Origin of the sequence: Granulicella mallensis, from assembly GCF_014203225.1 — a bacterium.
Classification (GTDB): Bacteria; Acidobacteriota; Terriglobia; order Terriglobales; family Acidobacteriaceae; genus Granulicella; species Granulicella mallensis_A.
On the sequence record NZ_JACHIO010000012.1, the window covers coordinates 170,899 to 192,001 of the forward strand.

General features: G+C 54.7%; 19 protein-coding genes. 5 read left to right on the plus strand and 14 right to left on the minus strand.

The window, feature by feature from the left end; genetic code table 11:
- Window positions 1-58: 58 nt before the first annotated feature.
- The 3 genes from HDF15_RS15105 to HDF15_RS15115 all read right to left on the minus strand — a co-directional run bounded on the left by HDF15_RS15105 (window position 59) and on the right by HDF15_RS15115 (window position 4,325).
- Complete coding sequence (locus HDF15_RS15105) at window positions 59-415, minus strand: response regulator (protein ID WP_184256946.1); 357 nt, start codon at window positions 413-415, stop codon at window positions 59-61.
- 203 nt (window positions 416-618) lie between these two features.
- A complete protein-coding gene (gene egtB / locus HDF15_RS15110; protein WP_184256948.1) occupies window positions 619-1,881 on the minus strand; it encodes an ergothioneine biosynthesis protein EgtB in 1,263 nt (420 codons plus the stop codon).
- Window positions 1,882-2,168: 287 nt separating this feature from the next.
- On the minus strand, window positions 2,169-4,325 hold the full coding sequence (locus HDF15_RS15115) for a sigma 54-interacting transcriptional regulator (RefSeq protein WP_184256950.1): 2,157 nt from the start codon (window positions 4,323-4,325) through the stop codon (window positions 2,169-2,171).
- Window positions 4,326-4,761: 436 nt separating this feature from the next.
- Between HDF15_RS15115 and HDF15_RS15120 the strand changes: the two genes are divergently transcribed.
- Window positions 4,762-5,676: an MIP/aquaporin family protein gene (locus HDF15_RS15120; protein ID WP_184256952.1), complete on the plus strand. Its 915-nt coding sequence runs from the start codon at window positions 4,762-4,764 to the stop codon at window positions 5,674-5,676.
- Between the two features lie 237 nt (window positions 5,677-5,913).
- Here HDF15_RS15120 and HDF15_RS15125 read toward each other — a convergent pair whose 3' ends face one another.
- The 7 genes from HDF15_RS15125 to HDF15_RS15155 form a co-directional block, all read right to left on the minus strand.
- Complete coding sequence (locus HDF15_RS15125; RefSeq protein ID WP_184256954.1) at window positions 5,914-6,519, minus strand: hypothetical protein; 606 nt, start codon at window positions 6,517-6,519, stop codon at window positions 5,914-5,916.
- The gene (locus HDF15_RS15130; protein ID WP_184256956.1) at window positions 6,520-6,915 is read right to left on the minus strand and encodes a hypothetical protein; all 396 of its coding nucleotides are present in this window, start codon (window positions 6,913-6,915) and stop codon (window positions 6,520-6,522) included.
- A 25-nt stretch (window positions 6,916-6,940) separates the two neighbouring features.
- Complete coding sequence (locus tag HDF15_RS15135) at window positions 6,941-7,732, minus strand: hypothetical protein (protein ID WP_184256958.1); 792 nt, start codon at window positions 7,730-7,732, stop codon at window positions 6,941-6,943.
- 39 nt (window positions 7,733-7,771) lie between these two features.
- Window positions 7,772-8,278, minus strand: a complete 507-nt coding sequence (locus tag HDF15_RS15140; RefSeq protein WP_184256960.1) for a hypothetical protein — start codon at window positions 8,276-8,278, stop codon at window positions 7,772-7,774.
- A 44-nt stretch (window positions 8,279-8,322) separates the two neighbouring features.
- Window positions 8,323-9,894: a hypothetical protein gene (locus HDF15_RS15145; protein ID WP_184256962.1), complete on the minus strand. Its 1,572-nt coding sequence runs from the start codon at window positions 9,892-9,894 to the stop codon at window positions 8,323-8,325.
- Window positions 9,894-11,441, minus strand: coding sequence for a pyridoxal-dependent decarboxylase (locus HDF15_RS15150; RefSeq protein ID WP_184256964.1), 1,548 nt, complete (start codon window positions 11,439-11,441; stop codon window positions 9,894-9,896). Before HDF15_RS15150 ends, HDF15_RS15145 begins: the two co-directional genes overlap by 1 nt.
- A 544-nt stretch (window positions 11,442-11,985) precedes the next feature.
- Window positions 11,986-12,549 carry a methylated-DNA--[protein]-cysteine S-methyltransferase gene (locus HDF15_RS15155; protein ID WP_184256966.1) on the minus strand — a complete coding sequence of 188 codons (564 nt, stop codon included), beginning with the start codon at window positions 12,547-12,549 and terminating at the stop codon, window positions 11,986-11,988.
- A gap of 125 nt (window positions 12,550-12,674) precedes the next feature.
- Between HDF15_RS15155 and HDF15_RS15160 the strand changes: the two genes are divergently transcribed.
- Window positions 12,675-12,995 carry a GNAT family N-acetyltransferase gene (locus tag HDF15_RS15160; protein WP_184256968.1) on the plus strand — a complete coding sequence of 107 codons (321 nt, stop codon included), beginning with the start codon at window positions 12,675-12,677 and terminating at the stop codon, window positions 12,993-12,995.
- Here HDF15_RS15160 and mug read toward each other — a convergent pair.
- The 4 genes from mug to HDF15_RS15180 all read right to left on the minus strand — a co-directional run bounded on the left by mug (window position 12,962) and on the right by HDF15_RS15180 (window position 15,450).
- A complete protein-coding gene (gene mug, locus HDF15_RS15165) occupies window positions 12,962-13,501 on the minus strand; it encodes a G/U mismatch-specific DNA glycosylase (protein WP_221314440.1) in 540 nt (179 codons plus the stop codon). The genes HDF15_RS15160 and mug overlap by 34 nt on opposite strands.
- Before the next feature lie 99 nt (window positions 13,502-13,600).
- Complete coding sequence (locus tag HDF15_RS15170) at window positions 13,601-14,434, minus strand: oxaloacetate decarboxylase (RefSeq protein WP_184256970.1); 834 nt, start codon at window positions 14,432-14,434, stop codon at window positions 13,601-13,603.
- A 108-nt stretch (window positions 14,435-14,542) separates the two neighbouring features.
- On the minus strand, window positions 14,543-14,923 hold the full coding sequence (locus tag HDF15_RS15175) for an MGMT family protein (protein WP_184256972.1): 381 nt from the start codon (window positions 14,921-14,923) through the stop codon (window positions 14,543-14,545).
- 8 nt (window positions 14,924-14,931) lie between these two features.
- Entirely contained in the window at window positions 14,932-15,450 is a 519-nt protein-coding gene (locus HDF15_RS15180; protein ID WP_184256974.1) for a DoxX family protein, read from the minus strand.
- Window positions 15,451-15,683: 233 nt separating this feature from the next.
- On the opposite strand from HDF15_RS15180, the gene HDF15_RS15185 reads away from it, so the two are divergent.
- The 3 genes from HDF15_RS15185 (at window position 15,684) to HDF15_RS15195 (ending at window position 20,875) form a co-directional block, all read left to right on the plus strand.
- The gene (locus HDF15_RS15185) at window positions 15,684-16,886 is read left to right on the plus strand and encodes a Gfo/Idh/MocA family protein (RefSeq protein WP_260331108.1); all 1,203 of its coding nucleotides are present in this window, start codon (window positions 15,684-15,686) and stop codon (window positions 16,884-16,886) included.
- Between the two features lie 175 nt (window positions 16,887-17,061).
- On the plus strand, window positions 17,062-19,596 hold the full coding sequence (locus tag HDF15_RS15190) for a glycoside hydrolase family 2 TIM barrel-domain containing protein (RefSeq protein ID WP_184256976.1): 2,535 nt from the start codon (window positions 17,062-17,064) through the stop codon (window positions 19,594-19,596).
- 73 nt (window positions 19,597-19,669) lie between these two features.
- Window positions 19,670-20,875, plus strand: a complete 1,206-nt coding sequence (locus HDF15_RS15195; RefSeq protein ID WP_184256978.1) for an alginate lyase family protein — start codon at window positions 19,670-19,672, stop codon at window positions 20,873-20,875.
- The last annotated feature ends 228 nt before the right edge of the window (window positions 20,876-21,103 follow it).

Consider the following 21,103-nt stretch of genomic DNA (forward strand, 5'->3'; position numbering starts at 1 on the left):
AGCGCATCCACAATTTCGCCGCAGAACCGCGCAAAACATCTAAGTAGCATATCTGTCCTCAAGTGCAAGGATCAGGCGCCTGATTTGGATCCAGAACTTTCGCTATCGTTTCGAGCAGGTGTCCGATAGGCATGCCCTTGTCGATGCACCTCACAAATAGAACGCGCTCTTCATGTGAAAGTGTATTCACGCCTCCTGAGAGCAATACAATTGGAAACCTTGCACCCAATGCCCGCATGCGCAGAAAGAGCTCTCGTCCATTTAATCCCGGCATCTGAAAGTCCAGAATCGCGAGATCGAACCTGGAGAGGTCGCAGCGAAGAGCCGCAAGCGGACAATGATAGAGAACAACGGAGTAACCGTGTTCTTTGAGCTTCTCTCCGCGCATGGTGGCACCTAGAATCTCATCATCCACGCACAGAATGTGATACCTGCGTAATTCGGGAGCCTCATCTCTCAAAACCACACATGCTCCTTAAACATCCAGGGGGCGAGTGATCGAGGCCTCGTAATTAGACCACGCTGAACTTCGATGATAAGTTCTGAGTGCTTACCGTTAGCCGATGCGCACTCCAGATCGAGTACTTGAGTGTACTTAGTCATTGCGAATGAAGACCTTCAAATTGCCAGACGTATGCCCGTGAACTGCCAGCGGGTCGCCGGATGAAAGAAATTGCGATAGGTTGCACGCACATGATCCGCGGGGGTGACGCACGACCCTCCCCGCAAGATCATCTGGTTAGACATAAACTTGCCGTTGTATTCTCCGAGTGCACCAGGAAGGGGTTTATACCCCGGATAGCCCATGTAGGGGCTGGCTGTCCATTCCCAGCAGTCTCCGAATAGTTGCTCCATGCCGGTGCCAGTCGCCACAGCAGGATGCAGCCTTCCGGTATCCAGCAGATTTCCATGCCGGCGTTCCCTGCTCGCAATCGATTCCCACTCTGCCTCTGTTGGAAGCCGGCAGGCACGCCAACGCGCAAAGGCGTCTGCCTCGAAGAAGCTAACGTGACAGACGGGAGTATCAAGCAACTCCGCAAGGCCATGCCATCCCTTGAGCGTGAAGACGCGCCAACCTGCCGCATCGCCGGCGTCTCGCTCCCAATAGAGCGGTGCTTTCCAGGCCCCTCGCGCTACAGCTTCCCACCCCTCAGACAGCCAGAGCGAAGGGCGCGTATAAGCCTCATCAGCCATGAACTCTAAATACTCACGGCAGGTTACCTTACGGTTCGCAATCAGGAATGGGGCCAGGTAAACCTTATGGCACGGAGTCTCGTTGTCAAAACAAAAGTCCAGAGGCTCGGCAACGTTCAGCGTATACCCGATCTCGGTAATCCCACCCTCAAAATCAAGCCATCTGAGTTGAGGACTCGGCTGAGGAGCTTCTTTCGGCAGCGCCGCAGATCCGTAGGAGAGACGTAGGGGATTCGAAAAAAAGGCATGCTTGATATCCGTCAGGGCAAGTTCCTGATGCTGTTGTTCGTGATTCAGCCCCAGCATGATCCGCCTTGATACTTCTGGGTCGATGGAACACGCAAACAATCTCTCCATCTCCTGATCGACATGGGCACGGAAAGCCAGAACCTCATCGAGCGACGGCCGAGAAAACGAGGCTCGCAACTTCTTCTCGGGAATCTCTTCACCAAGCGCGAGGTAATAACTATTGAAGAGGCGATGAAACTCTTCGCGAAAGGGCCTGTAGTCGCAGAGATACGGCCGTAAAACAAAGGTCTCGAAGAACCAGGTGGTATGCGCCTGGTGCCATTTGACCGGACTGGCCTCCGGACACGACTGCACCATTTGATCCTCCGCGGACAAAGGAGCAACGAGAGAGCGCGTCATCGATCGCACAGCTTGATATTTTGACTGGAGAGTAGACATGAGGGGTAATCATCCGCTGAGGCTCTGATTGCAGACGGCATGTCCGCCACAAACTGGACAGTACATTCCGAATGTCGACACAGCTTCTGTGCTGCAAGCAACGTGCCAAAAAAAATGGAACTCTATCGTCCAGCGAAACCGAGGTATAAGTTATGTATTTGCAATGCTATATCGTCACCAACGACGTGAAGCACACGGGTCATCCCTGACGAAATCAGGACTGATTTTCGCCACTGACGGGTTTCCGTCGCAAGACTTGGCACGTGATGCAGCCTAAGAGAAGTCGATCACTTCGAGCGTAGAGGACTCCCAACACTCTTCTGTTCAGCGGACATGGCACGACTTATCCCGAGTTTCTGCATTTTAGAAACCAGGGTTGTTCGCTTCATGCCCAATCGTTCCGCAGCGCCCTTTGGGCCACCGACAACCCCATCGCTGGCATCCAGCGCCCGGAGGATATGATCCCGCTCCAGATCCTCGAGACCTGTCAACGGTGGGTTCGATCCTTTATGAGTACTGAACGGTTCTAACTCCGAAATGGGAGCTCGCAAAACCGTATGGGGCGAGAGAATCATTGCCCGCTCGATAAAATTCTGCAACTCGCGAACGTTACCAGGCCAGCGATACCGTACCAGGGCATCCATCGTTTCGGAAGGAATCTCCTCGATTCTCTTGTCCATTCGGCGCGCATAGAATTCCACAAAATGCTGGACCAGGTTCGGAATATCTTCCGTTCGCTGTCGCAAGGCTGGAATATGAATCGGAAATACTTTTAACCGATAGTAAAGATCCTCGCGAAACGTGCCCTGCTTGACCATGGCGGGAAGATCGCGGTGTGTCGCTGCTATGAGACGGACGTCGACTTTATGAGTGTGATTGCTGCCGAGCCGCTCAAACTCCCGTTCCTGCAGGACTCGTAACAACTTCGCTTGAAGTTCCAAGGGAATGTCGCCGACCTCATCCAGGAAGAGGGTGCCTTTATTCGCAAGCTCAAAGCGCCCGGTCTTCTGCGCAATCGCTCCGGTGAACGCTCCTTTTTCATGCCCGAATAACTCGCTTTCGAGAAGTCCAAGTGGGATTGCAGCGCAGTTCAACTTAACAAAGGACCGGCTCCGGCGGCCGCTCAAATTATGGATCGCGCGCGCGACCAGCTCTTTGCCGGTTCCTGTCTCGCCCATGATCAGCACGCTTGAATCCGTCGGCGCCACGATGGATACCAGGTCCAGCGCGGTCTTCAACGCAGGGCTATCTCCGACAATCTCTCCAAACTGGGCGCGAATCTCTTCTTCAAGATAAAGCCTATGTTTCGCCTCTTTGTCTCGATCCCTTATCGCTTTCTCATAATCCAACGCGTTCTCGACAGCTATGGCCACCTGGCCCGCGACCTGTTCAAGAAAGGTAATTTCCACCTGGTCGAAGGCTCTCTCTGAGCGGTTTAGAGCACTCAACACCCCAATCACACCATTCTTCGTGAGCAATGGAATGCTGCATCCCGACACCAGGCCTTCGTCCATCAAGCTCTGATAGATCCGTTGAGCTGCGCTGTTACCGGAACGTTCAGCATCGGAGCGAACGGACTCCAGGTTGTCAAAGTATTGAGTCTTGCCGGTCCGCACGACCTTGCTACAGAAGGAACCATCGTTAGGGATGATAGCCCCGTCACGCAGAGAGCCTCGCGCGCCAGGGTTGTACAGTGGAGTTACGCGCAATCCCCCGTTATCGCTATCGGGTAGAAGCAAAGCACAAAAATCACACCGGGTTACTCGCAACAAATCCGTAGACAACACCTCCACCAAACGACGCATGTCTAACTTCGATGCCATGCTGTTAGTAATCTCCAGAAGCAGATGCAACCGGTTCCGTTCAAGCCGCAATTGCTCTTCATTCAGGTGGCGCTCAATCGCAATTCCAGCAATGTGGCTGGCGTTTTCGATCAACTTCAGATCAGCTTCGTCAGGGCTGCGTACTTCCCGATAATGAATGGCGAACGTTCCAAGGGTTTGCCCCTCGCTGGTAAATAACGGCAGCGACCAGACCGCACGAATTCCGAACGGCAGAAGCCGATGCCGATAATGATCCCAGACAGGATCTTCGAGGATATCGCTCACATAGACTGGCTGCTTTCGGTAAACGGCGGTGCCGCAGGACCCGCCCTGGGGGCCAATCAACATGGACCCTGTCCCCTCGATAAATCCGGGAAGACCTGGCGCCGCGGCGCAATGAAGATGTCTTCCATCATCGTCCGGAAGCCAGATCGTGCACAATGTGCCGTCCCCGCGAGATTCGACCAATTGAGCGATGATCGTGAGCACCTCGGGCAGCGGAGATCCGGCAAGAATCAACTTTAAAATGTTGAGTACAGATTCACTGGAAAAAAGACCCATTTCGCCGAGTTCATCCTTTGCGTTCAATGCCGGCCGGGAGGATTGTGTCGTTGACTCCATTAGCTCTCCTTTCTCAACGCCACTCCGGAGCAGAAGAATGTCCCACTTGTGCGGAGGGTTTGATATTTCTATATAGTGTCAGATTGCACGATGAAACTCGTCAACACTCGCTTCGTCAGTGATGCTTCGTGCGGGCAATCCCCAGCATACGCTGCGATCCCCGGAACAACCACTCGACCGGCTGAGCCATAGACCATCTCCGCGACGAGGGTCGCGACCAATCTTCGCCAGTGTTGGCTATCCGTCACGTCTTCGTCACTCCGACCGCCGGCTCTCCGTGCCTCTTACAGAAGGAATCCCCGTCAGTTTAGAGCGTTTTCCCCATCGTCCCTCCTGAGTAAAGGCGTTTTGTTTTTGGCATTCCAGATGCACGACCTACCTCATCTCGCCATGGAGCATGAGAGCAGCCATCCCATGCAGGGTGACTGGAAAACAAATGGCTAAAGACATAACCGGCGCGGAAATGGAGGACTACCCGCAAATACTCCGCCGGGGTGACACATTGAATGCAGCCGACAGCCTGCGCTTGCACTGGCCCGAATACCTGATGGAAGCTACCGGGCTAGCCTTATATATGTTCTTTGTCTGCATATTTGCAGCTCTGCTACAACATCCTGCTTCTCCGGTTCGACATATGATTGCCAGTCCTGTCTTACGTCGAGCCCTCATGGGATTGGGCGTAGGAACGATGCTGGCTGCGATTATCATGACGCCGTGGGGCAAGCAGTCCGGTGGTCATTTCAATCCAGCCATCACCTTTACCTTTTATCGGCTGGGGAAGGTGAAGTTCTGGGATGCACTGTTTTACGCCATGGCACAGTTCTTTGGCGCGATGAGTGGTGTCTCAATCGCCGCCTACGTATTGAGAAGTATCGTGCAGAACGATACGATCCACTATGCAGTAACAGCGCCGGGCGTCTACGGAAGTCTGGTCGCATTTATTGCCGAACTGGTGATCTCGTTTACGCTGATGAGCACGATCCTGTTCGTATCCAATCACAAATCACTGGCACAATTTACACCCTATTTTGTGGGGGTACTGTACGCAACGTACATAACCTTCGAAACACCGTTGTCAGGGATGAGCATGAACCCCGCGCGAACGTTTGGGTCCGCATCCTATATCAGCTACTGGCACGCGCTTTGGATCTACTTCATCGCCCCTACACTAGGAATGTTGGCCGGAGCCAAGCTCTTCTTACTAGCTCGCGGGGGAGCCGCTCCCTGCTGTGCAAAGCTACATCACGCCAATAACAAACGCTGTATCTTCATCTGCGGATATGAAACAGCGAAGATCAGGAGTAACTCCATGCAATCCCGCAACTCATTGTCTCCGGAAAGTCGGCTATAAGATCTATTCCCTACAACACTGTCAGACCGCACTCTCCGTTGGGATACAGACCACTCACCACAAACCTGACTGCCGTAAGCAGACAAGGGGCATGGAGAAATGGAAACCGCTATGCGTTTTCCACCTCTGCACGCCCCTTGACGGCGGCTCTCTCGAATTACAAAAGATCAAGCGATACTAACAATCAAAGCTGACACATAGCCCTGTTCAGGATGCTATAGATCCAGGCGATAACAGCTAGTCTTTATGAGGATGCTGGGGCACAAAATCGTACGGCAGTACACGCAGCGATGGCTCTGAGAGCTGGAAATAATGTTTCATTCCGCCACCGTCGGCGTCGAGTTCGTAAACCAACCGATACTTGTAAATTCCCGGCTCCAGGTCTGGACGAACCATTCCCGCCCAATAGTAATAAGAGGGCGTGTAAGGGCTACGGATCTCGTCAGGACCTCCGTAGATCTTCAGGTCAGAACAGACCTGCGTTCCCAGGACCTCTTCGCCACCTTCGTCCAGAAAGACGATGTTGACGATACGGGCCATCGGCGGCCAGGTTTTATCCTGGCGCTGGTCCATATCCAAACAATAGATAAGCCAGTTCAGCACTTGTCCTTGCTTGCAGATGGTCTGCAGTTGGGGCGTTCCCTTGCCCTTACTGTGGGGGCTATTGTCCATCAGGAACGCACGCCCGTCGATCGACTTCGACGCAACAGTATTAGCGACATCAAGGGTTGTAACAACATTGAGCTGGGTCGAATTGAATTGACCAGGCAGTGGGTTATCCAAATTTTTATCATTCGGCGCCATGACTGGTTTCTCCTGTATCTGTTCCGCTGTAGTGGTCATTTAGGCGTTTCCTTTAATGAGTCTCGATCCGTGGTCACAGGTCATGCTGAACGAGTGAGAACCTACATTGAGAGTGATGGAATAAGGCAGATCATCCACGGCCTCTTTCACAGTTCCGAGCCAATAGACGATTGCGGTGCCGTCATAGGTGTAGCGCTTTACTTCACAGATATCCTGGGGAACATTGATCGCTGTAATGTCCGCATAGGCTTCGCATTCCATCGGTGTAACCGTCCAAAGGATCTGGTCACCCTTTTTAACTGCTGTTGCCAGTTTGTGAGTTCCCTGATTCAGGGAGCCTCCGCGGCGGTTGTCATCGTACAGGTAGCAATTCCCTGCAAGCGTGTTATCGTCGAGTGCGCCGACAACATCAATGATGGATTTCACGTTGATCATATTTAGTCTCCTTTGTTGCCATCACTTATGCTGCTGTTAGTTGCGGTACGAGCGGAAGTACACCAGGTCCATACCCAGTGAAGCCATTGGCGATAGTGCCGGCCGTGACGTTGATCTTTGCATTTACGACAAAAGTTTCAGGCTTCCACACCACAGGCTCGCCTTTCTTACCGACGGGGCGATGGACAAGCAAGTGGATCTGGTAGACATGAAGACCGGTCTTATGCGTATCCACGGTCGCACTCCAATACCAGCCTTCTGTGATGGCATCCGGAGACCCGTATTGAGCCGGGTAGAGCACTCCGTTGTCCACAGCAGGACCGGTGATGTCGGAGATCAATGGCGACAAATCCCCTGCGCTGACGGTGGTTTCTCCCTTCGAGACTCCAGCAGGATGCGCAAAAGCCATGGGGACCTCGTGATGACGTCCATCCTTACGCTCGAAGGTCGCGCACTCTTGCTGGTTCGCAATCTTCTCGTGACGGGCGACGATCTTCGCTACATTTGCAGGGGATGCCGTTTTAAGCTCGGCGAGGAGCTCATGAAATCTCGCAGCGCCATGATCTTTTCTCGCCGCAACCCGCAACACTGGATTCGGTGCGGCGGCGATTCCGTAGGGCAGCCAATTCATGACGGCTTCGCCGGCTATGGACCCATCAGGATTAAGAGCACCAACAATATTCGTTGTTAGATCCGTGGTTCCCTCACCAATAGATCCAAGTTTTTTCGTGTTGTCTAAGAGATAGACATTGTTCTCGACCCGGCGCTCTTCCAGCAGGGCGTCGACATCCACCAACAAGATGATTCCGTTTTGCATAGATTCCTCTTTTAGGGTTCGTTGTGCTAGTAGCGGATATTAGAGGACGCTGTCCGTCCTAACGGGGGCAGGAGCATACATCGTGGGAAAAGCGAGTTGTGGACCAGCGACGCTGATCATTTTTCCCGTTGTGCCGAATTGCAGATGAAGCGTATAGGGGTGCCCATAATTCGGAAGCATGCAGAGCGGTGCATAGCCCGTCCAGGTGCAGAGCCAGGGGGTCTCGCTACCTACGAGGCCTTGGCCTGCCTGAGCTCCATTTGACGAATTGGTTGTTGCGGTAGAACCTGCCTGCGGGGTCGCAGCGGCTCCGGTCTCCTGAGGGCCGAAGGTAATGCCACCGAGCCACACCGGTGTCTGGACATCCACTGGATACAGGTTCCACTGGATCAGTTGACCGGGATAGACTGCGGAAATTGCTTTATGGGTGCCTTTGCCAACGCTACCTGAAGGGCTGTCGTCATAGATAAAAACTGTTTTCTCGACAGGACTTCCGGTCATCATCGCAATGACATCGACGAATATCTGAATATTAAGCTTACTCACTGGGCATTTCCTTTCGCTGAAATCGTTTATGTGAATGGAACAATTTAGAGCCCGGATCCATCGTTGCCTGATACCACATCAACCAACAAAGGAACCTTACCGACCTCTGTCCGCACCAGATCTGGAGAGGAAGGAGCGATCAGCCGCAAGCCGAAGTTATATCCGGTGCGTCGTAACGACGCGTCGTTGGCTTCCAGGCTGTTGAATACGGAGAGAGAGCGGATCAGGCCATTGATCATGACCGGCGATGCACCTGCCGGACCAAGTCGCTGAGCCACTACCGGAAGCAGCTCAAGATAGGCGGGGGTAGCCACCAATAAGTGCAGCTCCTTCCGTTCCCGGTAGTTGATGAATTGAACCTCTGCCGCTACTTCATCAATATCGAGGATTCCCTGTTTTTGGAACTCCTGTGCGATGTTTTCGAACGCCTGCTTGACGTTGTACTGGGTATCGCCAATATGCATAAAATCGCCACTGCGTCCGACAAACTCGAACTGCGCCGTATTGAGCAAGGGTGTCGCGAGGTAGGGCCGGCGAATAACCCGGTCACCTATCTTGTAACGGAAGACCGGAGCCTCATTCGCGTGCAAACGTGTGACAACCAGCTCCCCTTCTTCCCCCTCCGCGACCCATCGGCCATCGGCATCGACAACCTCGATGAAGTGCAGTCCGGGCACCGCCGAAAGTAGATTGGAGTCCTCGCTAAGTTGCAACCCGATCGCTTCCGCCTGCGTAGCGGCAAAGTAGCTGAGAATAGCGATGTTGGGATAAGCGGTCTTCAAGTCGTCGCGGATCTTCTTCCGCAAGACACCACTGCCATAGAGCGCCACCCGGAAGCTATCACGCTCTTCAATGTCCAGGCCCTCCGCAAAGCTGGCAAGCAGGGCGATGCTCTGGGTGATGCCCATGATGGCTTTGGTGCCCGGATAGGACATCATGAGTCGATAGACTTCCGGACTCATGGGGCCCGCCCCGATGTAGTTCACGCCAGGGATCTTCTGCAGGACCCCTCCCACCATCGTTCCGCTGCTCCACATCTGGTAGTCGGCCAGTGTCGTCGCAACCCATCGCGGCCCACTCTCGCCCAGATGCCGAAGCATCATATGGCGGCCGATAAACTCTCCAGAAAGCTCGTAGGTGCTCTGTAACTCCTTCAGGGAGTACACCGTCTCAGACGGCTTGCCGGAACTAGTCCCACCGCTGGCTACAACCTCGAAGCCGCCGCGCTCGATAGGCACGACCATACCGGCCCGGTCCCCTGTAAAGAAATCACGGAAGGTCTCTTTATCAGTGAGCGGAATGGCTTGAAAGTCTTCGAAGCTGTGGATGCCTCCCGACAGACCGGCCGCGTCCATCCGTTCGCGCCATAAGGGATTGAGTCGCGCGATATTCACTAACTGGCGCAGGCGGCGCAACACAATCGTGTGTTGTATCTCGATCGGAAGACAATCGTAGGAGACTTGAGTGCGCTGCTCTATGTCTCGCAGCGCAGACAGAAATTGAGGAAGAGCCAGAACTGCTTCAATGGAATCCGGGGTTAGCTGATCGTCGGAGATAACCGAATTTGCAAGCTGCTCGTGTGCAGTATCGATTGGAGAGAGAGTAGCTTCGGTCATTATTGAGCCACCATCGTTCCGTCGAGGGCCTGTACGTCCCAGGACTTCATAATTTCTGCGGCCTTGCTCCGTATTTCAAATATCAAAGCAGCTATGTGGTCCATCTCTATTTCATGGTTCATCATGACAATGCGAAGCACGTTTCTACCCTCGATCTCTACTTTGGAAATAAAAAATCGCCCACCATCGCGAATAGCATCGCGCAGAGTAAGTTGCAGTTCACTTATCTGGGCGGAGTCGAATCCCTTGGGCCTGTATTCAAAGCACAAGATATTTGCCTCCGGTTCGTGGACAGTTGCAAAATCCGGCAGGGACGAGAGATAGCTATAGGCATCCCAGGTGAGATCTACCAAATACTCCAGCTTTTGTGCGATAACTTGTGGCCCGAACATAGCCCAGATCAACCATAGGTTGAGAATCGCCGGACGCTTCGTGCATTCAAAGTTCTTCGCACCACTCTCAAATCGCGTCATGGAATTCTCGTGATGATCAAAGACGTAGCTGGCCTCTTGCGAAAAGGCGCCGCGTGCCTTCGACCGGTCACGATAGAACAAGAGCGTGCAGAGGGCTGGGACAAACAAGGTCTTGTGCGCATCAATGCAGAAGGAGTCTGCTCGTTCGATTCCACGCAGCCTGGGTCTGAGTCGCTCCGATAGCAGAAAAGCGCCACAGTGTGCCGCATCTACGTGGAGCCATATGCCATGTTCTTCTGCAAAATCAGCCAGTTCTTCGAGGGGATCGATGGCCCCAACGGGTGTAGTACCCGCCGAGATAACCAGGCAGAAAATGTCTTTGCCTTCCGCAAGCGCTTCCTTGAGGATAGGGACCGCTCTACGAACACAGATCTGGCGGCGATCGTTGAGTGGCAGACGGATGATATTGTCCTGGCCAATTCCAATGATTCCAGGGACCCGGCATACGCTGTAGTGGATGTCATCACTTACTGCGATAGCAGGAGTACCGTTTCGCCGCGTAACACCGGTCTTCCAACTGGCATACAGGCGGTCGTTCCGTGCAGCGAGAACCGCCGTAAGGTTTGCCAGAGAACCACCTGACGTCGTGATCATGTCGCAGGTATCGGGATCCCATCCGATGCGACGGGCAAACTCTTCCGCGATGATCTTATCGGCGACATTGGCAAGCTGCCCGGCCTCATAAAACGAAGCAGGCTGTGGCGAAATGGCCGTGATCATATCGAAGACCGCAGCTACAGGGAAGACAGAAGAAAACTGCCGTGCCATATAGCCGGTAGATCCGACCTTAATGCTGGTTCGGAAGTACAGGTCGATAATCTTGGAGAATCGCTCAGGATCGAAGGGAGCGTCAGATCCGCTATGAGCGGTCATGAGTCCACGCGCTTCAGACATCAAGTCTTCAGGCTGTTCGAGCGTAACGCCTTCTATTTTTTTCCGGCGCAGCAACTCGCTGATCTTTTCAATCGCAACTTGAGCGGAGAGATCGAACGTGGATGGTGAGAAGGCGCACCGGAAATTTTCGGCGCAAGAATTCTGCCCATTAAGAATGGGCTCTTCCTTTTGGAACAACATCGTACATCTCCTTACCTGACGTAACAGTGCTCAGCGGTTGCGATTTACGACCAACGGGAGACCCAACTCGTACTACTTACATCAATTGCTGTGATCAGGTTGACTCACCACAGGCAATAGCTGATGAAGGAATGATTAAAAAGCTACAACAGAATCGTTAAAATGATCAATCCTCACCACGAAGTTTCAATCGGTAAATTGACTGGGGAAAATTTCATTTAATAACTTTTTCGCCCCTGATGTCGGGAGTTCTTTCTACTTGCAAATATCGGTTTGCCCTATCGCTGCGGATGAGCTCGCACTGAAACAAAAGAAACCAGCTCTTCTGCATGGTCGACACAAAGTTTCATTCCTGAAGCATTTTTTTTGAAAATTAAAAACGTCATTAATTTTTTAAACACAGTATTTTAAATATTCCGAAAGGTGTAGTTACCGCGCATTGCCCAGTAGATCACGAAAATTACCACGTAGAGGGCGATATATTCTCTACGTGGTAATTTTTAGAAAAAATAATTAAATATATTCGTGTATTTCGCGGCTGTTACTAACCGAACAAAGTTGGCTGAGCTACTCGGTCAACGTGCGACTCAGACAGGGATCTTTTGGCTGCTATCCCACGTGCAGGTCTAGCGTTGCCTTCCAAGTCCAGCAAGCGCGCTTTCCTATCAAGGCCGCCTGCGAACCCTGTTAGTTTGCCGGATGATCCAATCACACGATGGCATGGAACAATGATAGAGATCGGATTTCTGCCATTGGCGGCGCCAACTGCTCGTGTTGCTTTAGGATTCCCTAACTGTTTCGCAAGTTGGCCGTAACTCCGCGTCTCGCCGAAGGGTATAGCCAGAAGAGCTTCCCAGACATTCTTCTGGAACCGAGTGCCTCTCATATCAAGCGGAAGCGAAAATGACTTTCGTTTTCCCCTAAAGTATTCACCCAACTGGCTCTCTGTTTCGAGAAGGATAGGATGTTTCTCATCCTCCGCAAGTTTTCCCAAACGTACTCGGCGCGGATTGTTGTTCTCCCAAAGAATGGCAACGAGTCCTTTATCGCTCGCTACAAGCTTTAACTTTCCGACGAGAGAATCGATGATTTTGTAGACCATAGTCATTGCCTTTTTCTATGATGACGCGAAGGCCAACAAGATGCATCTCACTCTACAGAGAGTAATGCAGAGGGCTTCAAGAGTAAGCTTGTGCTTGTGAAGCACCAACCGCAAAATATAAGACGAGGTCAATGATGAACAATGATCCTTCACAGAAATTAATGGGCCGGTTCAAGATCGAGCGCGAGGGCCAGATCTCCTACCTTGCCTATGAGATCGACGGCCATAAATCAATATCGCTTTTGCATACCAAAGTGGCTCCTGCACTTCGAAGTCGCGGTATCGCCACAGAGCTTGCCCAAATGGCGTTTGAATATGCAAAGGAGAACCACTTGAAGGTCGAAATCATTTGTCCGTTTGTCTATCACTTTCTCAATAAACATCCTGAGTACAAACCGCTTGTCCGAACCTCCTCTGCCTACAATCCTGCGGCTTCAACCAACTCCCGGTAAGCAGTGACCAAATTTTCAAGAGTGAAGGCACGGTTAAGTCCGCTGGGGTTCGGTAGCACCCATACCTTGGCACCGCCAAAACGCATAGACTGCTGCCCCCACGGAAGCTCCCGCTGATTAAAGATCGCCGAACACGCTGGCTTTCCCAGAAAGGCAATGTAACGTGGACCATACTGCCGGATCTTCCGCTCCAGTTCAGGACGCGCGTCAATAAAATCACTTTTCCTCAGATCGTTGGCACAGACCGTGGGCCTTTCTACAGCGGAAGTGAGCCCACAGCGATAGTCAAGCAACGAACAGGCATGTTCAGGCAGTATTTGTTTCGGCGTGAATCCCGAAAGATGAAGAACACACCAGAAGCGATTGCTGCGGCCAGCGAAATGGTATCCAAGTACAGCCGAACGCAGACCGGGATTGATTCCGCAGAAGACTACGCTCAAACCATTTGCGAGGATATCAGGGAGACCCTGAATGGGATTTTCAGCTGGCATGGTTTGACGATTCATCACACTTGTACCTTGCCGTAAGGATGCGGCGGCTAATCTATTCTCAGCGCTCCTGGGCATGAAGATGTCCTTTTCCGGCATCTCCATGATGCTGCAGTTTTAGACAAAGCGGCCAAACATCTCGTTGAGTTGTCGATTAAGAGACCCGCCTGCCAATCCATTGAAGGAGCCGTCCCTCAACTGTTTCGCCGCCGCTAATGTCGCGCCCCATGAAATCTGCGCGAGAGCGCCACCCACGCTGATCCTTCGCACGCCGAGATCGGCATACTCCGCAAGGGTAGTACCTGGTCCTACCACCAGAATATTGACCGGCTTAGGTGCCACTGCTTTCACGAGCGCGATGACGTCCTCCTTCGTGCTCAGGGCCGGCATGCCCAGACCCGGCGCATAGAGGCAATCGGCGCCAGCATCGGCCAGCGCAACCAGCTTATCGATCGCAACGGAGACAGATCCCCCAATCAACAGTCCCTCCGTGCGGCCCACTAACAGTACGTCTTCACCTGTTTTATCGATGGCGGCACGTGCGGCACGAATCCGTTCCACGGCGAGAGACGTTTCGTAGAGCTTATTTACATCGCCAACGACCCGGTCCTCAATAGACAATCCCGCCACACCGCTTTTTACCGCGAGTGTGACATTCGCCGCTACATCCTGGAGATCGGCAGCAAAACCGGATTCGAAATCGGCGTTCACCGGCAAATCGACAGCGCCGCTGACGGCAGTCAGATGTTGCAAAACATCGCCAAGTGTCACCGCGTAGTCTGGTCTACCTATGGTCCATGCAAACCCTGTGCTGGTGGTAGCCAGAGCGGCAAACCCCAGGTCCTGGAATATCCTGGCACTTCCTATATCCCAGGGGTTCGGAAGAACAAAGCAGCCCTGTTGATGAAGAGCACGAAATGCAGCGCGTTTTTCAACGAGAGTTCTAGACATCAAAGACCTCCTGGTTACAAAAGGTAAATCCTGTTTCAGGATTTGACAGCCCTGATAGCTGTCGGTGGACCACAATGTCTCAAGACCTGAAGATAGGGCTGTCTCTTTTTACTCCCATGGTTTTAAAAAGTGCTCGTACTTCTCCATGTCGACATGCTTGCCAGAAAACTTGATACCTTCCATCTGCAGGCGCAGTCGTTGCTCAGCCGTACCCTCACCGCGCACCTTGATCTCTCCGCCCACACCTACCACACGATGCCAAGGTAAAGCGTCTGGGTCTATCCGCAGCAACCGCGCCACCGCGCGATGGTAGAGAGGATATCCTGCCGCAGCCGCGACCTTTCCATAGGTACTCACTTTGCCTTTGGGAATAGAACGGATGACGCGACGGAACGCGGCATCGCGATCGTCGTTCGGCCTCATCCCGGACTTGATGAGTTGCCTCTTCAGCTTGTTCCTATCGACAGGTTCGATTCCAAATGTCGGCATGGAAACGATTATTCTACTTTCAAGCGCCTCTTGACGAGACCATCTATCGATAACGGTCCTGAACCACCCAGGACGAGTGTCGCGAGGCAAGCGAGATAGAGCAAGTCGCACTCATAACCCGGCGGCCCGAACTGAGCGCCAGCAGCAGTCACAGCCTTAATCTTGATGGAGCTAAAACCGTAGGGCAGATGCACCGTAAAAACAGCTACCAGTAGAACCACGGCCATCGGTAAGCTGGCGAGCGGCACAAATGCGCCCAGAAGAACAGCCAGGCCGCCGAACAATTCGATCAGAATCGTGAGCCAGGCCATAAGATGTGGACTCGGCACACCAAGAGCATGCAGAATCACGGCAAAGGCTTCAGGGCCTTTGGTCAACTTTGCGTAACCGTGCTGCATAAAACCGTAGCCAACGATCAGTCGTATGGGAATGGGTGCCCAGCGGTTGAGAGGATATCGATAGAGCGAGTCAAAGTAGCCAAAGAGTGACGCTTTATCACGGTTTGATGTTTCACTCTGATTGTTCATGCTGGATCAACTCTCCTGTTAAAGGGCGCGATGCCGCAGACATTCTGAAAGGAAACACACACCAACGCATACTGTTAGAGTCTCCTGGGCGCGATAGGTTACGTTCGAACATCAAACCACGGTTCCCCCCGGAGACGGACACCTCTTCGTTCCACATGTCATGGCAGCGCGACAGCCGTTGCTCCATCGGAATAAGATGAAACACGCAATTTGCAGGTAAAGGGGATGAATAGATGAGTGCAGGCAGTGGAATGGACCGGCGGTCGTTCTTGCAGACAATAGGCTCGGTGGGACTCATGGGAGCCTTGCCGGAATCGGCCTTCGCAGCGCATACCGGAAGTGGACATATCGTGCATGAGATCGCACAGCCATCGCAGGAGACGGAGGCGAAACCCAGCCACACCATTCGCTTCGCCGTATGCGGCATGAGCCACGACCACATCTACGGAATGATCGGCGCCATCCAACGCGGCGGTGGTGTCATGGTGGCGGCCTATGGCTCAGAACCGGATAAGATTGCCACGTTCCGCAAGCGCTTCCCCGACGTCAAAGTCGCCTCTTCGGAAGAGGAGATCCTGAACGATCAGTCGATCCAGTTGGTTATGAGCTCGAAGATCGCCAGCGAGCGTGCCGCCCTTGGCATCAAAGTAATGAAGCACGGCAAGGATTACCTGAGCGACAAACCCGGCATCACGACACTGGAGCAGCTTGCCGAAGTTCGGAAGACCATCGCCGAAACCAAGCGCATCTACGGCATCATGTACAGCGAGCTGCTGGAGGTGAAAGCAGCGGTCAAGGCTGGAGAATTGGTCCAGGCAGGAGCGATCGGCCGCGTCATCCAGACCATCAACATTGCGCCGCACCAGATCATGCAGAAGGTCGGCGACAACGGCGGCGGAGCACCCCGCCCCGACTGGTTCTGGAACCCCGATCAGTACGGCGGCATTCTCTGCGATATCGGCTCGCACCAGGTGGATCAATTTCTCTACTACACAGGATCGACGAAGGCTGAAATCGTCGAGTCGCAGATCGCCAATATCGCGCACCCGGAGCACCCGCGCTTCCAGGACTTCGGAGACATGGTTCTGCGCGGCAATAAGGGGTTCGGCTACGTTCGGCTGGACTGGTTCACGCCCGACGCGCTCGGAACCTGGGGTGACGGAAGACTCTTCATCCTCGGCACGCAAGGGTATATCGAGGTGCGTAAGTACACCGACGTCGCCGTCAAACCCCAGGGCAACAACCTCTTTATCGTGGACGGAAAGCAATCGCGCTACATCGACTGCAACAACATCGATCTGCCCTTCGGCCCCCAGTTTGTCGCGGATATCGTCAACCGCACGCACACGGCGCAGGACCAGGAACAGGCTCTCTTAGCCGCAGAATTGGTCATCACCGCGCAGAAGAACGCCAAGTTCGTACATATGAACGCCTAAGACGAGATCACAAAGAGAGGCCGGAAGCGTAGACCATGCGCTATCCGGCCTTCTTCCTTTCCATCAATCTCAAGCGCGCGACATCTTTCCTTTCTGTACAACCGCTTGACAAGCGCAACCCGGCCTAGATATACCGCAGGAGACGGCTTTATCCTGGCCGAGCGATTTCATACCCATGCCACCCACCTTTTCTTCTCCTTCTCGCCGCCAGTTTTTGAAGTCTCTCGCCGCAACCGCGGCCATCGCACAGGGAACTATTCCCTTGCGCGCGTCCCTCTTGAGCGCATCCATTGTGCGGCCCTTCCTTGCTGCGGCGGATGCCTCGTCCACCTCGCTCAAACTGGACCAGCCCTGGGAGTACTATCAGGGCCCGCTGGCCGGTCCCTGGGCGGTCTGGCACGGAGACGAGATTGCCGTGTGGGAGAAGGTCTCTCTCCCGCACTGTTTCAATCACTATGACGCCTGCGATCCCGACACACCGTATTACCGCGGCCATGGCTGGTATCGCACCCACATTCCAGCCACGAATCCCCTGAAGAACGGCCGCACCCTGCTGCACTTTGAAGGCGCCGGCCAAACCTCTCAGGTCTACATCGGCACCAAGCTCATAGGGACGCATGTAGGCGGCTATGACGAGTTCGTCTACGACATCACCGAAGCTCTCGCCACCGCCACGCCGGTCCCCGGAGCAGCTACCAAAGGCAAAGAGAGCGGCATTGCACTCGCCGTCCTATGCGACAACTCTCAGGACCTCGAACGCTCGCCCTCGGACCTCAGCGACTTCAGCCTCTATGGCGGACTCTATCGCCATGTGCACCTCGTCTATGCCCCTGCGGTATCGTTCGAATCACTCCACATCACACCGACAGTAGCTCTCGGCGCTCCAACCAAAGTCGCTCTAAAAGGCCGCCTGCACAACCCAACGAATCTCTCCGGCAAGACCACCCTTGCCATCCGAGTAAACGACGCCGACGGCAAGGTAGTCCATCAGGCGACAAAGGCCCTTGCGATGTGGAACGACGAGACAGAGATTGCCTCCTTCGAGATCACCGCACCGAAGCTCTGGTCGCCAAAGACGCCGCACCTGTACACCTGCAGCGTCAAGCTCAGCAGCGAGTACGGCGACAGTGAGATGACGGAGCGCTTCGGCCTCAAGCACACGGAATGGGTCGACCACGGGCCCTTCAAGTTGAACGGCGAACGTCTTCTGCTGCGCGGCACGCAGCGTCACATGGACCACGCCGGTTATGCGGCCGCGCAGCCTGACGACCTCGTCCGCAAGGAGATGGAGCTGGTCAAGAAGATGGGCGCCAACTTCATCCGTCTCGGGCACTATCAGCAGACCAGCCAGGTGCTCGACCTCTGCGACGAACTCGGCATCCTCGTCTGGGAAGAAGCACCATGGTGCCGCGCCGGTATTGGCGATGAGCAGTGGAAGCAGCAGACACGCACGATGCTCGCGCACCTGATCGACCAGCACTACAACCATCCCTCCATTCTGATGTGGGGCTTAGGCAATGAAGATGACTGGCCTAATGAATATCCCACGCTCGATCAGCAGGCCATCCGCGGCTTCATGCAGGAGATGAACGAGCTCGCGCACAGCCTCGATCCCACGCGCGTCACCTCCTTCCGCCGCTGTGACTTCGCACGCGATATCCCAGACGTATACTCGCCCTCCATCTGGGCAGGCTGGTATCGCGGCGTCTATACCGAATATCAGCAGTCGCTCGAGACGGAACGCGAACGCGTCAAACACTTCATCCACATCGAATGGGGCGCGGACAGCCACGCACGCCGCCACTCCGAAAACCCCGACGCCTCCCTCGCCAGGATCGCCACCGGCACAGGCACTGATGAGCGCGGCCTCGACTACCTGCCCACCGGCGGCGCGCCGCGCATCTCCAAGGATGGCGACTGGTCCGAGAGCTACGCCTGCAATCTCTTCGACTGGCACCTCAAGGTGCAGGAGACACTGCCCTGGTTTACCGGCTCCGCGCAATGGATCTTCAAGGACTTCACCACGCCGTTGCGCGCGGAGAATCCTGTTCCTCGCATCAACCAGAAGGGCCTGCTCGAACGCGATATGACGTTGAAGGAAGGCTACTTCGTCTTCCAGTCCTTTTGGAGCGAAGAGCCGATGGTGCATCTCTACGGCCACTCATGGCCGGTGCGCTGGGGTGCGGAAGGCGAGCAGCGCATGGTGAAGGTCTACTCCAATTGCCCGTCCGCCGAGCTCTTCGTCAACGGCAAATCCGTGGGTACCAAGCAACGTGACAGCCAGAACTTTCCCGCCGCCGGCCTGCGCTGGATGGCTAACTTCGTGCCCGGCAAGAACCATCTGCGCGTCGTCGCGAAGAAAAATGGCATCACCCTCACCGACGAGATCGAGTTCGAGTACCAAACCGCCAAGTGGGGCAAACCCGCAAAGCTGGTGCTGCGTGAGCTTGCGCGCGAAGGGGGCAAGGCCACCGTCGAAGCCACCTTGCTCGATGCCAACGGCGTGCTCTGCCTCGACTCGCATGCCATCGTTCACTACACTCTCGCGGGCAGCGGCAAGCTGATCGACAACCTCGGCACCTCCACCGGCTCCCGCGTCGTGCAGATGTACAACGGGCGCTCCCAGATCAGCCTTCAGCGCAACAACGGAGCCAACACAGTGGGGGTCGTCACCGAAGGCGTACCAGCCGCCTTTGTCTCCATCGTCTGAAGCACTAGCTCATCCCTCGTAGCTCGTCACCTCATAGCTCGTAGCTGCCCCCCTCAGCTCACCAGGAGCCACCATGATCGACCGCCGCCGCTTCACTCTCTCCGCCGCCGCACTGGCACTCACACCCCAGCTGCGTGCCCTCGCACCCACAGCGGCTCCTCTGATCACCGCAAAAGAGGTGGCCCGCATCGACCACGACCGTGTTCTGCGCGCCGCAAATGAGTACCTTCCGCAACCGCCAATCACTCTCACTGCGTCACACTCGCCACGCAGCGCCGGCGGCCCGCACGACTACTTCTCCGAGGGCGACTACTGGTGGCCGGACCCGAAGAACCCCGGCGGCCCCTACATCCGCCGCGACGGCCTCTCCAACCCCCAGAACTTCAACGACCATCGTGAAGCCCTCATTCGCCTGAGCCTGCACGTCCCCGCGCTGACAGCCGCCTGGCTGCTCACCAAAGACACTCGCTACGCCAAACATGCCGCACTCCATCTGCGTGCTTGGTTCCTCGATCCGACGACGAAGATGAACCCCAACCTGCAATATGCGCAGGCGATCTTCGGAGTCAGCCCCGGCCGTGGCACTGGCATCATCGACACGCTGCATCTCATCGAGGTTACGCGCGCGATGCGGCACCTCGAGAAGGCCAACGTCCTCACACCTGCGGAGATCCAGGGTCTGCACGAGTGGTTCGCGCAATATCTCGACTGGATGAGCACCTCCAAAAACGGCATTGAGGAAGAACTGGCCAAGAACAATCACGGCACCTGCTGGGTCGCGCAGGCTGCGGCATTCGCCGTCTACATCGGCAATCAGGATGCGATCGCACTCTGCCGCAAGCGCTTCAAAGAAAACCTGATGCCCGACCAGCTCGCGCCCAACGGCAGCTTCCCGCTGGAGCTGGCACGCACCAAGCCTTATAGTTATTCGCTCTTCGACCTCGACGTAACAGCCATCCTCTGCCAGCTCATCTCCACGAACGACGGCTCGGCCAACGACCTCTGGCAGTTCGCTCTGCCCAATGGCAATCGCTATAAGAAGGCCGTCGACTTCATGTTCCCGTTCATCCAGGACAAGAGCAAGTGGCCCTACCCCAAGGACGTGGAGTACTTCGACGACATGCCCAACCGCCAGCCCAGCCTGCTCTTCGCTGGCCTTGCCTACAACGAGCAGAAGTTTATTGCCCTCTGGCGCACGCTCCCGCCAGACCCGAAGACCGCGGAGATCATCCGCAACTTCCCTGTTCGGCAGCCGCTGCTATGGGTGACAACGGTGTAAACCAAAACCAGGATATATGTCCCCGATCTTCTTGTTCAATCCCTCCACAGAAACGTCATCCTGAGCGGAGCACCTCGCGCTTTTTGCGAGGTGCGCAGTCGAAGGACCCCGAGGGGACTTGATCTCGCCCATACCGTCGGGACCTTTTCCACCACAGAAGTCCAGGCTCAGGCGCTTGAGGTAGAAAAGTTCCGGAGAGCTTGGGCAGGGATTATAGCCCTCGGGGTC

Coding starts and splice junctions, on each gene's coding strand:
- egtB (WP_184256948.1), bottom strand. CDS start 1,881: ATGTCTACTCTCCAGTCAAAATATCAAGCTGTGCGATCGATGACGCGC.
- HDF15_RS15115 (WP_184256950.1), bottom strand. CDS start 4,325: ATGGAGTCAACGACACAATCCTCCCGGCCGGCATTGAACGCAAAGGAT.
- HDF15_RS15120 (WP_184256952.1), top strand. CDS start 4,762: ATGGCTAAAGACATAACCGGCGCGGAAATGGAGGACTACCCGCAAATA.
- HDF15_RS15125 (WP_184256954.1), bottom strand. CDS start 6,519: ATGACCACTACAGCGGAACAGATACAGGAGAAACCAGTCATGGCGCCG.
- HDF15_RS15130 (WP_184256956.1), bottom strand. CDS start 6,915: ATGATCAACGTGAAATCCATCATTGATGTTGTCGGCGCACTCGACGAT.
- HDF15_RS15135 (WP_184256958.1), bottom strand. CDS start 7,732: ATGCAAAACGGAATCATCTTGTTGGTGGATGTCGACGCCCTGCTGGAA.
- HDF15_RS15145 (WP_184256962.1), bottom strand. CDS start 9,894: ATGACCGAAGCTACTCTCTCTCCAATCGATACTGCACACGAGCAGCTT.
- HDF15_RS15150 (WP_184256964.1), bottom strand. CDS start 11,441: ATGTTGTTCCAAAAGGAAGAGCCCATTCTTAATGGGCAGAATTCTTGC.
- HDF15_RS15155 (WP_184256966.1), bottom strand. CDS start 12,549: ATGACTATGGTCTACAAAATCATCGATTCTCTCGTCGGAAAGTTAAAG.
- HDF15_RS15160 (WP_184256968.1), top strand. CDS start 12,675: ATGATGAACAATGATCCTTCACAGAAATTAATGGGCCGGTTCAAGATC.
- mug (WP_221314440.1), bottom strand. CDS start 13,501: ATGAATCGTCAAACCATGCCAGCTGAAAATCCCATTCAGGGTCTCCCT.
- HDF15_RS15170 (WP_184256970.1), bottom strand. CDS start 14,434: ATGTCTAGAACTCTCGTTGAAAAACGCGCTGCATTTCGTGCTCTTCAT.
- HDF15_RS15175 (WP_184256972.1), bottom strand. CDS start 14,923: ATGCCGACATTTGGAATCGAACCTGTCGATAGGAACAAGCTGAAGAGG.
- HDF15_RS15180 (WP_184256974.1), bottom strand. CDS start 15,450: ATGAACAATCAGAGTGAAACATCAAACCGTGATAAAGCGTCACTCTTT.
- HDF15_RS15185 (WP_260331108.1), top strand. CDS start 15,684: ATGAGTGCAGGCAGTGGAATGGACCGGCGGTCGTTCTTGCAGACAATA.
- HDF15_RS15190 (WP_184256976.1), top strand. CDS start 17,062: ATGCCACCCACCTTTTCTTCTCCTTCTCGCCGCCAGTTTTTGAAGTCT.
- HDF15_RS15195 (WP_184256978.1), top strand. CDS start 19,670: ATGATCGACCGCCGCCGCTTCACTCTCTCCGCCGCCGCACTGGCACTC.